Genomic DNA, 13,838 nt, shown 5'->3' on the forward strand with positions numbered 1-13,838 from the left:
CCGGGGTTACGAATACATCGTGTCGTAGTGTCAGGGGCATTCGGGAGGAGGGTGTCATGTCGGATAAGTCGGGTATCGAGTGGACTGAGGCGACGTGGAATCCGGTCACCGGCTGTGACCGGGTGTCGGTGGGCTGCGATCACTGCTATGCCATGGTGCTGGCGAAACGGCTGAAAGCGATGGGTGCTGATAAATACCAGCGCGACGGCGACGCCCGTACGTCCGGCCCGGGGTTCGGCGTGAGCATCCATCCGCAAGCCTTAGACGTGCCACGTCGGTGGCGGGCCCCGCGGGTGGTGTTCGTCAACTCGATGTCGGACCTATTCCATGCGAAGGTGCCGATTGGGTTCATCCGCGACGTGTTCGACGTGATGCGTGAAACGCCCCAGCACACCTACCAAGTGCTCACCAAGCGTTCGGTGCGGTTGAAGCGGTTGGCTGACCGGCTGGAATGGCCGGGCAATGTGTGGATGGGTGTATCGGTGGAGAACTCCGACTACCTCGACCGTATCGACCATTTGCGAGATGTGCCCGCCGCGGTGCGGTTCCTGTCGTGTGAGCCGTTGCTGGGGCCGCTGGATGGCTTGGTGCTTGACGGGATCGGGTGGGTGATCGCGGGCGGGGAATCCGGCGCCGAGAACCGGCCGATGGACCCGGCATGGGTTCGCCACATTCGAGATACCTGCCAGGCTGCGGATGTGCCGTTCTTCTTCAAGCAATGGGGTGGCCGGACACCGAAGGCGCTCGGGCGCGAACTGGACGGCCAATTGTGGGACGAGATGCCGACAACTGCCGATGTAGATCCTGTCGTTGTGGTTTAGCACTGCCGAAGAGCCCGGACGTTGCTGTTCATACGCACGCGTCCGGGCTCTGTGGTTTCTATAGCGCCCTTGTCGAGCAGCGCTTCGAGAGCGGGAAGGACCTGACTCTCCTTAAAAACGGTGCGGTACAACGCAAATGCGCGTAGCTGCATGACCGACTTCCCCGCCGCCGGACCATTCCGGCGTAGTTCGTCCAGCAGGAGTCGCTTGAGCGGCTCGGTGTTCGGTTCGAAGACGATCTCCAGCGTCTGTTGATCTGGATCACGGGGGTCGCGGTAACCAACGCCTGCGACGTCATCGACTTCCCACATGGCCTCTTTCATCTTCTGCAGGCCGCGGGGGTGATCGGTTCCGAACACCAGGTACAGAGCTTGCCCCCGGTTGTCGATGAGTTCGAAATCCAAGATGTACGCGAAACCGGCTTCCCGGATCACATCACGGTAGTGCTCGATCACCCACCGCGCCTTTCGATCGGCAGGCAGATCGCTGACTTGACGCCATGCTTTCCCACCGAATACCTCATCGCCGTGGTTGATCGAGTCGACGTCGGCGAACCGAGCGAAGTACTGGGGTTGGATCGTGATCAGGACTTCGCTGTGGGGGTTCTGCGCGATCCGTCGTACCAGGTCAATCGGTATGCCGCCGCCCCAGGTGTCGAGCACGACCAGCATCGGCCGCCCCCACGCCTTGTGCTCAGTCAGCAACTGTTCGAGTGTGGGGACGCACGAGCCCTTGCGGATGTCGAGGTCGATACCGTACTTCGCCAGTTCTTCGAGGCTGACCGGCTGCGACGCGACTGCCATACGCTCTCGTAGAAGCGTTACGCAGCGTTCGTCGTGGTCGACAAGCAGCAGTCGCATTTTCTTGTAGCGGGTGCGATTGCGAGCATCGCCGACGAGGGTTTGCAGTGCTATCACCGGCGAGCCAGGTGAGCCGTTGGTGTAGACGCCGGGCCCGGAGAATCCTTCAGCGTAGGTGACGTTTCCGCCGAAGCCGTTGGTCATGATCGGAAACCACTTGCTGAAGTACTGCCGATACAGAGCGTGTTTCGCGATCGTGTGAGGCTCGATCGGCCACGGAACCGGATTCTTATTCATCACGTCTCCCCTTCAACCACCCGCCGGCGTGCATGGCGGAGGCCGTGTCAAACCCCTACTGCCCCACGAGTTTACCTGTGCACGGCCAGCCGAGCGGCGCGCTTTGCGTAGATCAAAGGTGGTTCGGTGCCGGGACAATGCCGGGACAGTGCCGGGAGCGTGCCGGGATTTTCAAGTCCCGGCAGTGTACCGGCATCCCCAGGTCAAACTGGCGTTTGACCTGGGGTGTTTTGCGCCGCCTCCTGCCCTGCCCGGCTGACACTCTCTATGGCTTCGCTGTTCATAGAGAGTGTCAGCCGGGCAGGGCAGGAAACAACACAAAACACAAGAGGGAAAGTTCAGTAGGGGAGGGGAGACCACAAAGGGAGGGACCACAAAAGAGGGGTTGGGAGCGGGGTTGCGTCAGGTGCGGAAGTTGCGTATAGAGCTGCGCCACCTACGGTGTCGTGTTCGCGCGCAAGGGCGCGCTCAGTGCGGGGAAGCAAGTTCAGGTGCGCGAGCGGATGTTTCAGGCCGCGAGGAGTGCATTGGAACCGTCGTGGAACGCGAGCGGGCGGGGCGGTGCCGGGGTGGTAGGGAACCACAACAGAAGAGTCAGCAGGGGCGGGTTGATGCACAAGCGTCAAGACAGGAACGGGTGCGTTGATGCACACGCGTCAACGCGAATTCGGAGAATTGACGCTTGTGCATCAACTTGATTCTTATGCGTCAAATTCATGAAAAGCCTTGGTGAACAACAGTTTTCGAGAGTATTATTGATGCATAAGCATCAAGTCGGGGAGGTTCTGCGATGAATGCATTTGCCGGATCGGTCGTGACTGTCATCGAAGCGGTGTGGGCGGGTATCCGCACCAAGCACATTGACGTTCCCGACGTGGTCGTGACTATGGCGGCCGGTTCGATCGGTTCACCACGCGGGGTGCGGTTGGGTCACTTCGGTGCGGACCGCTGGGTACATGGTGAGGAGTGGATGCCAGAGCTGTTCGTCGGCGGCGAAGGGTTCGCACTCGGTGCACGAGACGTGCTCGGCACACTGCTTCACGAAGCTGCCCACGGGGTTGCCCGCACACGTGGCATTCAGGACACCAGCCGCGGCGGGGCCTACCACAACGCGAGATATCGGGCCATCGCGAACGAGCTCGGGTTGGCGATCGCGCGCCAGGCCAACCGTGGATGGTCAGAGACCAGCATCACCGACGCGACCGCGCGCGCGTACCGCGAACAGATCGAAGCATTGGAAGCCGTGCTCATCGCGCACCGCCGTTCCGAGCATGACCCGGGACCAGGAGGCAAAGCCGGAACCGGAGCCGACGGCGGTGAGGATGGCGAAGGTGAGGAGGAGCGCGCCCCACGCAGCGGGCGAGCCCTAACGTGTGAATGCGATCCGGTGCGTCGGGTACGGGCTGCCCAGCGCACGATCGATGCTGGACCGATCCTTTGCGGGGTATGTCAACAGCCGTTCGGCGTCGCGGCGGCGTAATTGATGCCTATGCATCAAAACGTTTGAGGCATAGGCATCAATGGGGACAGCATTTTCGCGTCTTGAGAGAAAGTCCATCGACCATAAAAGTGTCGGTGCCCACCCGTACAGTCAGCGATCGTAGGACCCGGATCAGAACATGCAGGGGCAGGGCCATGGCGGGGAACGGAAACAAAGCATCGGCTGCGGGACGCCCCGCCCGGCAGATGATGACAGCAGCACTGACACCGGGCGGTGAGTACGTCAACATCATCGATCCCGCCGTCTTCAACAGCTGGCACCTCCGCAAAGGACTGAGCTGCCTGGGATGCAAGAACGACCTCACCGTCGTCGAACGCGACCAGAGCCGGTTCCTGCGCCACCGACCTGGCACGGTCGCGGCCGGCCGGTCCGAGGCCCACAGCGGTGAGGAAACGTTCCTGCACAATCGGATGAAGCACTGGGTGCGCAATCAACTGCGCCAGATGGGCATGACCGACGCCCAGGTCGAACAATCGGTCGGCAACCAGACCCCGGATGTCTACGGCCACTACCAGGACCGATCATTCGCCGTAGAGGTGCAATGGTCGCCGCTGGCCGAGAAAGTCGCCCGTGAGCGCACAACTGGGCTGAGAATCGCCGGCGTCGACCACATCGTCTGGCTGACCCGCCACTGTGACTGGGTGTCGCGCATACCAGCGCTCGGTATCGCCGACTTCGACCCACCCGACGACGAATACACCGCGTTCACCGGCTTCTACTGCGCGCATAGCCGCGGGATGCGCGAGTCGCAGCTGTCGGTGAGTTCATTTCTGCAGCAATGGATCGACAACGAACTCGGCTGGGCGTACATCGATCTCAGCCGTCGAGGATGGGCCACCGTGACCGACTGGGAAGAACGCACCCGACAACAATCCGCCACCATCACCAACCTCAAACACGACCTTCAAACCCGGGATGCCGAGATCGGTCAGCTCAAAGCCGACCTCGACACCAAGAGCGCCGAAGCCAACAAGGCCACCACAGATCTCGACAGAGTTATCACGGCCGCGAATCGGTTGAAGGAGGAAAATCAGCGGCTCTCCACAGCCCTTCACAGCGAAACCGGCGCGGTGCGGACCGCGCGAAAGCTCGCCGTCACCCTCGGGATCATTGCAGCAATCCTGCTCGCGCTGCTGATCGTGCTCTGAGCCCCCGCTCGCGACCGGTAGCGGTGCCGACCAGCAGCGCCAAGTTATGCCCCGCTGATCCGGATCACCAACCTGATTAGGGAGAACGTTATGCAACGCAATCAGTTCGGCAGCCTGTGCATCGAATGCAATCGAGGGGTCGGAGCCGACGGAGGATTCATCTACGACCCCGGCGGCCGTAACCGTGTCGTATGCGACGACTGCGTTTACCTGGCCTACGGGCGCCAAAATGGGCTGCTTGCACCAACCCACCGGCCGGAATTCTCGTGAGTCAGCCGAGGTCGAGTTGATGCCTATGCGTCAAGACGAAACGGGGCGTGTTGGTGCATGGGCATCGATAGCTTCTGGAAGGGTGAGGGTTGGGTCCCGTCCCAGGTCCGGGTGTGGTGCAGTAGCCATCGGTCAACGTTGATCTCGAATCGGGATCTACCGATGAGAACGCCGCCTGGCGACAATTGCGGATCGGGCAGCAGCTCATCTGCTGTCTCGACACTGGGGGCATGTTGCCCCATCCCGCTCGTATCTGCCCGTTTAGGGACACTGTAGGGACGCTGGCGGTACACCAGAAGTGGGCTGGGCATAGAGACTGCCGAGTCTGTCGGCGACGGCCTCTATGCTCCCCAGCATGAGCCCCGTGTCTGACTTCTTCACCCAACCTGGATTTGGGTGGGGAGCCCTGTTTGGAGCCGGTGTCGTCGGACCCGTCATCGCGGGGTGGTCTCTCCGAGCGAGCGACAAGCGCAAGGCTGACCAAGAGCACTCGGTGCTTAACCGCAAGGAGGTCCGCGAGGATCAGCTACGCGAGCAACAGACGGTCTTCGATGCCGCTACTGGGTTAGCAGCTGAATGCAGCGACGTATTGATGAACGCGATCGACACGAAGGGCATGTTCAACGCCTTGCGAGACGCCTTCATCACCGGGACAGGGAAACCAGACCCCAATGCCGCCGGAAAGCTGGATGAAGCAGCCAACAAGCAGAGGCGACGAAGCGTATAACGACACCGTTCAATCGGCTGAAGATGGTGGGTTCGGACAAACTTGTGGCGAGCGGAACGAGGCTGTGTACAGCGGTTTTGACCGTGTTCCGCACTACCACTGAGCCGTTCGCGAAACCCGTGGCGCTGAAGGCCGCTGCTGACGAGCTGAACACCTTCATCAATGATTTCCGCGAGGAGTGTGGTCGGCAGCGCTACGAGGCCCCCGACGCGGAGCGGGACGCGATGAGCTTCATGGACATGTTGAAGCAGCAGGTCGATTCCTACATGGAAGAGGCCAAGCGCGATATGAAGGCTGCGGGCTTCGAGTCGACACCCTGGGGCTGAGTAGCCGATTCAGCGGGGCGGGTGCTGGGCGTCTGGCCTGCGCTACGCCGAGGTTGTCAGTGGCCGATGGTCCAATATGGCGAGGAGGTTCCATGCTCGTCAAGTGTGCTGATTGCGATGTGACGTTCGACCCGCGACCCTGGGGGCGTGGGCCGAGTCGGCAGCGCCCGATGAGATCGCCGCCTAGCGGGTCTGGCGAATCGGCTGCGTAGCGCCGCGAAATGGGCACTGAAAATCCCGCCATACGGCACATATCTGGCATCCAGGGATCGCGGTGCATTCGCGCTGGCCACAGTGTGACCTCCGTCGGATTCGAATCTACATAGAGTCAGAGGATGGGAGGTTTGCTTCTGCTTCTATCGTCGTTGGTTGGGAAATAAATTCCCCCAATTGGCCATTTCGTCTCGGGTGAGAAAACGACTCCCTGGATATCGGGCATACTCCGCACGGTTATCATTGCGTCAGAATGTCCGTCTGGCTTCTGGTTCTCGACCAATTCAAGCTGAACGCGCAGATGTAAGAGTTGATCGACCGTTTCTTTGGAAAGTTTCGCGGTGTGAATCATGGCTCCGGTTAGATCTGTTCCGCACAGGTTCGCTGAATTCAGGTCAGCATTCAAAAATAAGGCCCCCCGAGCATCAGCATTCGACATGTTCGAGCGATGAAGAATAGCTCCGAATAATCTTGCGTTGCGTAGATCGCTGCCCGTCAGATCTGCGTCGGAGAAATCGGTGTGCTGCAAATTGGATCCGGCCAACTTGGCATTCGAACACTTTGCTTCAACTAGATTCGCATGACTCAGATCGACGTCTTCCATTCTGGCCATCCAAAGTTCAGCCGACGTGAGGTCGGCTCGTTGGAAGTGGGCTTTGGCAGCATCTGCGCCGACAAAGCTGGCGCCTCGGAGGACCGCACCTGCAAGCAAGGCTCCCTGCATCTCCACGGCATCGAAATTGGCGTCTATCAAGTTGCAGTCATAGAGTACGGCACCTTGCAATCTTCCGTGAGTGAATTTCGCTCCTGGCCCTTTGGCTCCCGTGAAGAAAGCTCCGTTCGCCCATGCGAACGTTAGATTACATCGAGACAGATCTGCGCTTGAAAATTTCGCCTTCTCCAAACGCGTTGCTTCTAGTGACGTATCAGTCAAATTCGCTTGATACAGTGACGCATTTCTGAGATCGGCGCCTCGTAGATTCACGCCGGTCAGATCAATACCATCGAGTTTGCATCCACGTAGCGAAGCGCCTGGCAAGTTTGTATCAGATAAAGCCCAGGATCTCTGATCGTCGATCGGCAATTTTCGACGAGTTGCGATAGTATGCACTATTATCTGTCGGAGTTCGCGTTCGGCTTGATCTTCTTTGGTTGGTTTTGGTAAATCTTCAATCGGAACCCTGAGGTAGGCTTTTAAAAGATCGATGCATGCCTGGCTTTCGGCAGTATTTCCGAATCCGTTCCAGTTATCGGCGAGGGATGAAAGGGAGTAGACGGCGGCAAGTCGAATAGCATGGGAAGCATCGGCGAGTTGACCAGCAATTGTTATGTAGCGTTCCCGGAGTGCGAGCTCCTGGGCGCGCAACTCTTTGCTCTCGTGGAGGAGATGGTCTTGTTTTCGGGTGCGATGACCGTTCAGATAGGCTAACGCACCTGCAGTGATTGCTCCGACCCCCGCAAAGGCAGTCGCTAGGGGCTGGGCGGCGATCTTCCAGAAGTCGACTGTCCTGGGCAGCATCAAACCAACCCACGCGGTCGCGAGTGTTAGAACGCATACTGCGAGTATAGGTATGCTTCGGCGAAGCATACCTGTCCAAACATGTTGCCTCAGAAGCGATTTCCCCTTCATAGCAAGATGTCTACCATCTCCCCCGGTGCAGCAGCCCCGCCGGTAGGTTTGGAGCCTATGCGTCTATATGGACAGAGTTGACGCTCGGGTCCGTCAGTGTGCCTTGCCAGTACTGTCCGGACACCGCCGGTCGGGGTTGATACATTGCACGGCATGCCTCTGGTGATCGCCTACACCTGATGAGTTGGCCCTCCAACAAATCGATACTCGTCACGAACAGTTCACGGTACAAGGATGCTGTCTCGCAAAGGGAGCCTGATCTGGTCCTACGGTGGTGCGAGATACTGGGAGTGAGTCCGGTGTCGTCGTGAGGCAATCAAGATCGCCAGCTTAGCTGTCCGACAGCAATGTATTTTGTTCATTCGCTGGTGACTGACCCGCATATTTCCTGGTCAGGACAGTGTTCGGAGTGTTTGATCTCATAATCCATTGGTCGCGGGTTCGAGCCCCGCCCGCCCCACAAACGCTATCTGACCAGCCGAGATCGTCGGGTCAAGAGACGAGTTGATCCGGGTTTTCCGGGATTCTCGCAGGCTGCTGATCGGGCTCGGAGTCGAAGCGGCTCAGGCCGGGCTTTCGGTGTTGTTCGACACCGAATGCCCGGCTGGCAGCCGCACATCAGATGGGCCAATCGATACCGAGCTGAGAATCCGGCGCTACAAACTGATCATCGTCGACGAGGTCGGCTACATTCCGCTCGACCATGACGCAGCGAACCTGTCTTTCAGCCTCGTCGCTTCTCGCTACGAGGCGGGCGGTCAGCCGCGCACGTGCAGCCCGAAACCCGTGCGGCCCGCGGGCTCCAGTCCCTCCTTCAGGTGCAGCGAGGGGATCTCGTAGTCACCGAAGTTCTGCCGCCGGAACGCGATCGGCTCGGTCGATTCCAGGGTGAGCAGGCGCTGCTCCCAGGCCTTGGCGAGGTCGGGGTAGTCCTCACCGGTCATCCGGTCGACGCCGTACAGCACGAACGGCGGCAGCACCTCGATGCCTGGGTAGTAGAGGATGCCATGGTGGATCGGGAACAGCAGATCGTCGATGGGGCCGTTGATACCGCGATCGGCGTAATGCGACTCCGGGCCGCCGGCGGTCACCGACAGCAGAGCCTTCCTGCCCGCGAGGGTGCCTTCGCCGAAGCGCTCGCCGTACCTGGTGTCGCTGTGCTCGCCCACGCCGTACGCGAAGTGGTAGGTGAACACCCGGTCCACCCAGCCTTTGAGTATCGCGGGCATCGTGTACCACCACAGCGGGAACTGGAAGATGATCGTGTCGGCCCACAGCAGCTTCTCCTGCTCGGCGAGGACGTCCGGGGTGAGCGTCCCAGCGTCGAAGGCCCGGCCCGAGTCCAGGGCGACCTTCAGCGGACTCGAGGCGTCGGGGCCGTAGTCCGCGGCGTCTACGACCGCCTTCCAGTTCATGGCATACAGATCGCTCACCCGTACCTCGTGCCCGGCGGTCTCCAATGTGGACACCGCGAGGTCCTTCAGCGAGCTGTTGAGCGACTTCGGCTCCGGGTGGGCGTAGACGATCAGCGTCTTCATAGGAACTCCTTCGGATCGGGTGCCTTCGATCCTGGGCGCCGCGGCGCCCGGCGTTCAGGGGCGCCTCTTCCATCGGACGGGACTTCCTGGTAACGGCAGGACCACCTTCACCGGCGCCACCGAGGTCATACTGGGGGCATGGACGATCTTGGGGGCTTCCTGCGGACCCGGCGTTCCCGGGTCGACCCGGCGGCCGTCGGCATCCCCACCGACAGGCACCGCCGGGTCGAAGGGCTGCGTCGCGAAGAGGTCGCGCACCTGTCCGGAGTCAGCGTCGACTACTACGTCCGCCTGGAGCAGGGCCGCGCGACCCAGCCCTCCGAGCAGGTCCTCGACGCGCTCGCCCGCGTCCTCGGCCTCGACGAGACCGAACGCGGGCACCTCTGTCGGCTCGCCCGGCAGCGCCGCCGCCACGCGAAGGTGCCGGGCGGGCGGGTCCGGCCAGAGATGCTGCGCGTCCTCGACCTGGTCGCCGACGCACCTGCCCTGATCATGGACCACCGACTGGACGTGCTCGCCGGGAACCGCCTCGCCGGGCTCCTCTATGGCCGGCCGATGCCGGGCCTGAACACCGCCCGGCACATCTTCCTCGAGGAGGCCGAGCGCGGTCTTTACGCGGACTGGGAGAAATGCACCCTCGACGTGGTGGGGCACCTGCGCCTGGCCGCCGGCAAATACCCCGAGGATCCCCGTCTGGCCTCGCTAATCGGCGAGCTGGCGATGGGCAGCGAGCGCTTCCGCCGCCTCTGGGCCCGCGCGGACGTGCGCGCCCGCGCACATGGACGCAAGGCGTACCGGCACCCGCTTGTCGGACTGCTGGAACTGCACCAGGAGAACTTCGCACTACCGGACGAGTCAGGCATGGAACTGCTGGTGCTGTCTGCGGCCCCCGGCAGCCCCGCCGAGGACGGGCTGCGCCTGCTCGCGGGTCTGGGCGCGGACAGCGGTGACGCGCATCCCACAGTGAACGCTCAGGTCCGCGAGTAATTCGACGACGCCCACCCACCGCTGGGAACGGGCTCGCTGATCAGGCCACTTCGAGGTCACCGAACATGGCACGCAGCTAGCTGGCGGTAGGGGTCGGCACTGCGCGCGATGCGGCCACGAGTCCGCTGCCGCTGCCGCCCCCATTATCCCGCGGCCTGCGGCAGCAACTGAATCTGAATCAGGGTGGTCCCGTCATCGTGGACACCGTCGATGAACCAGTCGAACCCCATGATCGTGTCTAGTGGGTACCCGACACTGGAGAACGAGCAGTATGAACGCGTACACGATCCGTCTTGACGGCAGCGAATCCACCGGCCCTGCAGGCATTTACCTCGTGTGGACGTACGGGTGGAGTGACTTGGAAGTGGAAGAACACGACAGCCTCGAGGATGCGCTCAGCTGGTTCGCGGTAATGTCCGACAGCGTCCACACCTCCCCGAAGTGTATAGAAGGCCCCGCCGGGATTGTGCCCGAGCGTGAGGTCGAGGCTTGGGTCGCCGCCACCGGCAAACGGTCGCGGGCGCGGCAGTCGGCGTACCGGGACACGCTGGCGGGACAGGTCCGGCATGTGGTTGAGCTGCGGTTCCCCGGCAGTGACGCAGCCGCGGACTTCGACGAGTGTGACGACCTGGGTGACGCTCTCAGCATCGTAGGGAGGATCAACCGGCGGTGTCGCGTGCGTGTGGTGTCGAAGGTGTTCGACCTGCACCGCGGCTGGGTGCCGGAACGCGTTGTCATCGACTGGGATCAGGCAGCGCGGGAGGCGGCGTGATGGCAAAGGTTCTGATGACCCCGCATGAGTTCCCTGAGTCAACCCCTACGCGGCGATCGGTCGTTGACCTGGTTGATGCTTGCCGGGGTCGTAGGCGGTTTTGGTGCGCCAGCAGGCCCAGATGATGCGCAGCCAGGCTCGTCCGAGGGTTCGGATGGCGTGGGGGTGTCGTTGGCCGCGTTGGCGGGCGGCGGTGTAGCGCTGGTCGGCCCAGTCGCTGGCTCTGCGGCTGTTGTCGATCCAGGTGACCAGGGCTTGGCGGGCGTGGTGGTTGGTGGCGTGGCGGAACGCGACGGTGTGGGTCTTGCCGGAGGCCCTGGTGACCGGTGCGAGACCGGTTTCGGCGGCGAGCTGGTCGAAACTGTTGGCGCGCTCCAGGATTGGGCCGATCTCACCGATGATTTGGGCCAGGTTGAGCACGCCGATGCGCGGCAGGTCAGCCAGCAGCCGGGCATACGGGTGGGCCGTGGCGGCTTCGGCGATCACGGTGTCGAGCTGGTCGAGGCTGGTCTGCAGCGACCGAACGGCCGCGACCTGTGCGCGGATGAGTTGCGCGATGATCGGTTGGCCGAGGCGGCTGGCCGAGGTCGGTGCGTCCCGCAGCCGGGCCAGCAACTCAGCGCCGCAGCGTCGACCGCTGTAGCTGCGCCGACGGCAGAACGCCTCGAGACGGGCAGCGGTGAGCGAGGCGGCCGACTCGGGGTTGGGATAGCGATCCAGGAATGCCAATGCGATCGGCGAGTGCAGGTTGGCGAAGATTGTTCTGCCGCCGGGCCAATGCGCGTCCAGCAGGGCGGAGAGCTGGTTGACCGCGGCGATCCGCAAGCCCAGGTGATCGCCGCGCTGGCGGGTCAGCGCCTGCAGTTCCAAGGTCTGCGCCAGCGTGGGGGCCAGGGTCGGCAGCCGGTGGATATCGGTGCGGATGTAGTCGGCCAGTTTGAACGAATCGCCTGGGTCGTTCTTGGCGCGGGCAGCACCCCAGCGGGGACGGGCAGCGTGAAAAGCGTTGGGATGGACCGGGATTACCGGGTGCCCGGCGGCCAGCAACCGGTCCACGACCAGCCCGCGGGTGGTTTCGATCGCTACCGGCAGCGTGCCGGGATCACCGTGAGTGGCCAGGCGAGCCAATGCCCGCGCGATGCCGTCTTCGGTGTGTGGCGGCGCGAACCTCTCGACTTTGCCGCCGGCATCGTCGATCACGGTCACGTCGTGGGCAACAGTGCCCCAGTCCCAGCCAGCGAACACCAACAATCTCCTTCGAGGTCGATGCGCTGCCTCTCCGGAAGCGAGGGCCGTCGCCGGAAGCTCATTGATCGGCCCTCTGCGTGCGCGGGGCATGTCCCTGATGCCGGTCTGCGGCCCTCGGCCCGGTGGGGCTGGCAATACTCATGCTGGCCATCTAGTGGCACGCGATGCGGGCCATGCACCCACCGGAACCGAGAGACAACAACCCTATCTGTTCGGGCTGCAGAAGGGATGGTGCCCCAATGAGCGGTTACGGCTCGTGCGGTTCGAGACGATGACTGCGTTGGAGCGCCGAGGATAGGTAACGCCGGAGAGCTTCGGCGGGCTGTTCCACAGCGACGGCAACGAGCGTTGATGCAGAAATGGTTGCGCGGCATCGTAACCCGGAGCCGACTGCACCATCTCTACCTGCCGATGCACACAACTGAAGCGCTTGCCCTGTCGCTGCGGATCCCGTCGAGTCTGGTCTCTGACCGTGTTTCGCCGCATGTGTCAATGCCAGCGCGGTCCGAGAACGCCACGCATCGCGCCGGACCTCGGCTACGGCGCGGGCATGTACACGATCACCCTGGTGCACATGGGATTCCGGATCGGCGCCGTCGACCAGGTCCCCGCGACCATTCTGCGCTCGCGCCTGGACGATTGCCACAAGTTGGCCAACCCGGTCTGCATCATTACCAAGAGCTGGCCGACCGGAGCTATATCGCCGAGCGGCGGATCGCAAACCAGTTCCTCCAGCGGCAGGTCGGTGTCGCGATTATGTAGCGACATGCCTGCATTTTGTGTGGTGCGGCCTTCGGGGCGGTGCCGGCGAGAGTTCGGCAAGTTGGCGGGCACGTCTTCGGCGCTCCGAACGACATGACTCTGTCTCCGGAGTAAACTCCGGTTTGCTAGTTGGTGTCCGAATGGTGAACGCGACGGAGGGGTAATGAACATTTCCGAAGGCGCGGTAGACGTGATTACCTGGACGGCCGATGCTACGACGGCCGCGGCCGGGGCTGTGGGTGGGGCCGCGGTGAACGGCGTGATCGGCGGCATGCAGGGTGCCGCGGCCGGCGTGAAGAGCGGGCTGAGCAGAGGTAGTCACTCGACTCCGGCGGCCGCGCTGACATTGGTGGCGATCGGCGCCGTGGGTCTGGTGGACTGGCCTGTGCTGCTGGGCGTCGGAGGCACCGCCCTGGTGGTCCGGCAGCTCAGTCAGCGTTCGGGCAGTCACTCGGCGCCCAACGCTCCCGGTCGTCCGGAACAACTCGAGCGGCATTCGGAAGGCGACCGAGCGCCCCGCCGAGGCGACGGAGGCGCGACCCCTGCGCGTAAGAGCACGGCGCCGTCGAAGCGCTCTCCGAGCAAGCGTTAGCCGTCGACGTGGACCTGAGCCGACTGATACGGACCTCCGTGTCGATGCCTCTGCGCGCCCTCGACACGGGTGTGCGGTCGGCTGCGGCCGTCACCGCAGCGGGCGTGGACCTCGCGACCTTGCCGATGCGCATGATGCCCGCCGGCCGCGTGGTCGAGGCGATCACCGAGGCCGCGACGGAACTGCTCGGCGGCAAGCCGGCCCGG

14 protein-coding genes are annotated in these 13,838 nt (G+C 62.7%); 9 read left to right on the plus strand and 5 right to left on the minus strand.

The window, feature by feature from the left end; translation table 11 throughout:
- Positions 1–56: 56 nt before the first annotated feature.
- Positions 57–821, plus strand: coding sequence for a DUF5131 family protein (locus tag OH799_RS33135; RefSeq protein ID WP_406272537.1), 765 nt, complete (start codon positions 57–59; stop codon positions 819–821).
- Here the strand turns inward: OH799_RS33135 and OH799_RS33140 are convergent.
- The gene (locus OH799_RS33140; RefSeq protein WP_406272540.1) at positions 818–1,918 is read right to left on the minus strand and encodes a three-Cys-motif partner protein TcmP; all 1,101 of its coding nucleotides are present in this window, start codon (positions 1,916–1,918) and stop codon (positions 818–820) included. The genes OH799_RS33135 and OH799_RS33140 overlap by 4 nt on opposite strands.
- 814 nt (positions 1,919–2,732) lie before the next feature.
- On the opposite strand from OH799_RS33140, the gene OH799_RS33145 reads away from it, so the two are divergent.
- The 4 genes from OH799_RS33145 to OH799_RS33160 all read left to right on the plus strand — a co-directional run bounded on the left by OH799_RS33145 (position 2,733) and on the right by OH799_RS33160 (position 5,890).
- Positions 2,733–3,398 (plus strand): hypothetical protein, encoded by a 666-nt coding sequence (locus OH799_RS33145; RefSeq protein ID WP_406272542.1) that lies wholly within the window; start codon positions 2,733–2,735, stop codon positions 3,396–3,398.
- A 155-nt stretch (positions 3,399–3,553) separates the two neighbouring features.
- Positions 3,554–4,567, plus strand: a complete 1,014-nt coding sequence (locus OH799_RS33150; protein WP_406272545.1) for a hypothetical protein — start codon at positions 3,554–3,556, stop codon at positions 4,565–4,567.
- 625 nt (positions 4,568–5,192) lie between these two features.
- Positions 5,193–5,564 (plus strand): hypothetical protein, encoded by a 372-nt coding sequence (locus OH799_RS33155; protein ID WP_406272547.1) that lies wholly within the window; start codon positions 5,193–5,195, stop codon positions 5,562–5,564.
- A 77-nt stretch (positions 5,565–5,641) separates the two neighbouring features.
- Positions 5,642–5,890 carry a hypothetical protein gene (locus tag OH799_RS33160; RefSeq protein WP_406272550.1) on the plus strand — a complete coding sequence of 83 codons (249 nt, stop codon included), beginning with the start codon at positions 5,642–5,644 and terminating at the stop codon, positions 5,888–5,890.
- A gap of 328 nt (positions 5,891–6,218) precedes the next feature.
- On the opposite strand, the gene OH799_RS33165 is transcribed toward OH799_RS33160, so the two are convergent.
- Positions 6,219–7,622 (minus strand): pentapeptide repeat-containing protein, encoded by a 1,404-nt coding sequence (locus tag OH799_RS33165; protein ID WP_406272553.1) that lies wholly within the window; start codon positions 7,620–7,622, stop codon positions 6,219–6,221.
- A 615-nt stretch (positions 7,623–8,237) separates the two neighbouring features.
- Between OH799_RS33165 and OH799_RS33170 the strand changes: the two genes are divergently transcribed.
- A complete protein-coding gene (locus OH799_RS33170) occupies positions 8,238–8,573 on the plus strand; it encodes an ATP-binding protein (RefSeq protein ID WP_406272555.1) in 336 nt (111 codons plus the stop codon).
- Here OH799_RS33170 and OH799_RS33175 read toward each other — a convergent pair.
- Complete coding sequence (locus OH799_RS33175) at positions 8,492–9,271, minus strand: NAD(P)H-dependent oxidoreductase (RefSeq protein ID WP_406272558.1); 780 nt, start codon at positions 9,269–9,271, stop codon at positions 8,492–8,494. The genes OH799_RS33170 and OH799_RS33175 overlap by 82 nt on opposite strands.
- Positions 9,272–9,409: 138 nt before the next feature.
- Here OH799_RS33175 and OH799_RS33180 point away from each other — a divergent pair, with 138 nt between their 5' ends.
- Positions 9,410–10,258 (plus strand): helix-turn-helix transcriptional regulator, encoded by an 849-nt coding sequence (locus OH799_RS33180; protein ID WP_406272561.1) that lies wholly within the window; start codon positions 9,410–9,412, stop codon positions 10,256–10,258.
- Between the two features lie 271 nt (positions 10,259–10,529).
- Positions 10,530–11,030, plus strand: a complete 501-nt coding sequence (locus OH799_RS33185) for a hypothetical protein (RefSeq protein WP_406272564.1) — start codon at positions 10,530–10,532, stop codon at positions 11,028–11,030.
- Positions 11,031–11,075: 45 nt separating this feature from the next.
- On the opposite strand, the gene OH799_RS33190 is transcribed toward OH799_RS33185, so the two are convergent.
- A complete protein-coding gene (locus tag OH799_RS33190; RefSeq protein ID WP_406272567.1) occupies positions 11,076–12,275 on the minus strand; it encodes an IS110 family transposase in 1,200 nt (399 codons plus the stop codon).
- Between the two features lie 540 nt (positions 12,276–12,815).
- Complete coding sequence (locus OH799_RS33195; protein ID WP_406272570.1) at positions 12,816–13,046, minus strand: hypothetical protein; 231 nt, start codon at positions 13,044–13,046, stop codon at positions 12,816–12,818.
- 157 nt (positions 13,047–13,203) lie between these two features.
- On the opposite strand from OH799_RS33195, the gene OH799_RS33200 reads away from it, so the two are divergent.
- Complete coding sequence (locus OH799_RS33200) at positions 13,204–13,632, plus strand: hypothetical protein (protein ID WP_406272573.1); 429 nt, start codon at positions 13,204–13,206, stop codon at positions 13,630–13,632.
- The last annotated feature ends 206 nt before the right edge of the window (positions 13,633–13,838 follow it).

The organism is Nocardia sp. NBC_00881 (assembly GCF_045207455.1).
In the GTDB taxonomy this organism is placed as follows: domain Bacteria; phylum Actinomycetota; class Actinomycetes; order Mycobacteriales; family Mycobacteriaceae; genus Nocardia.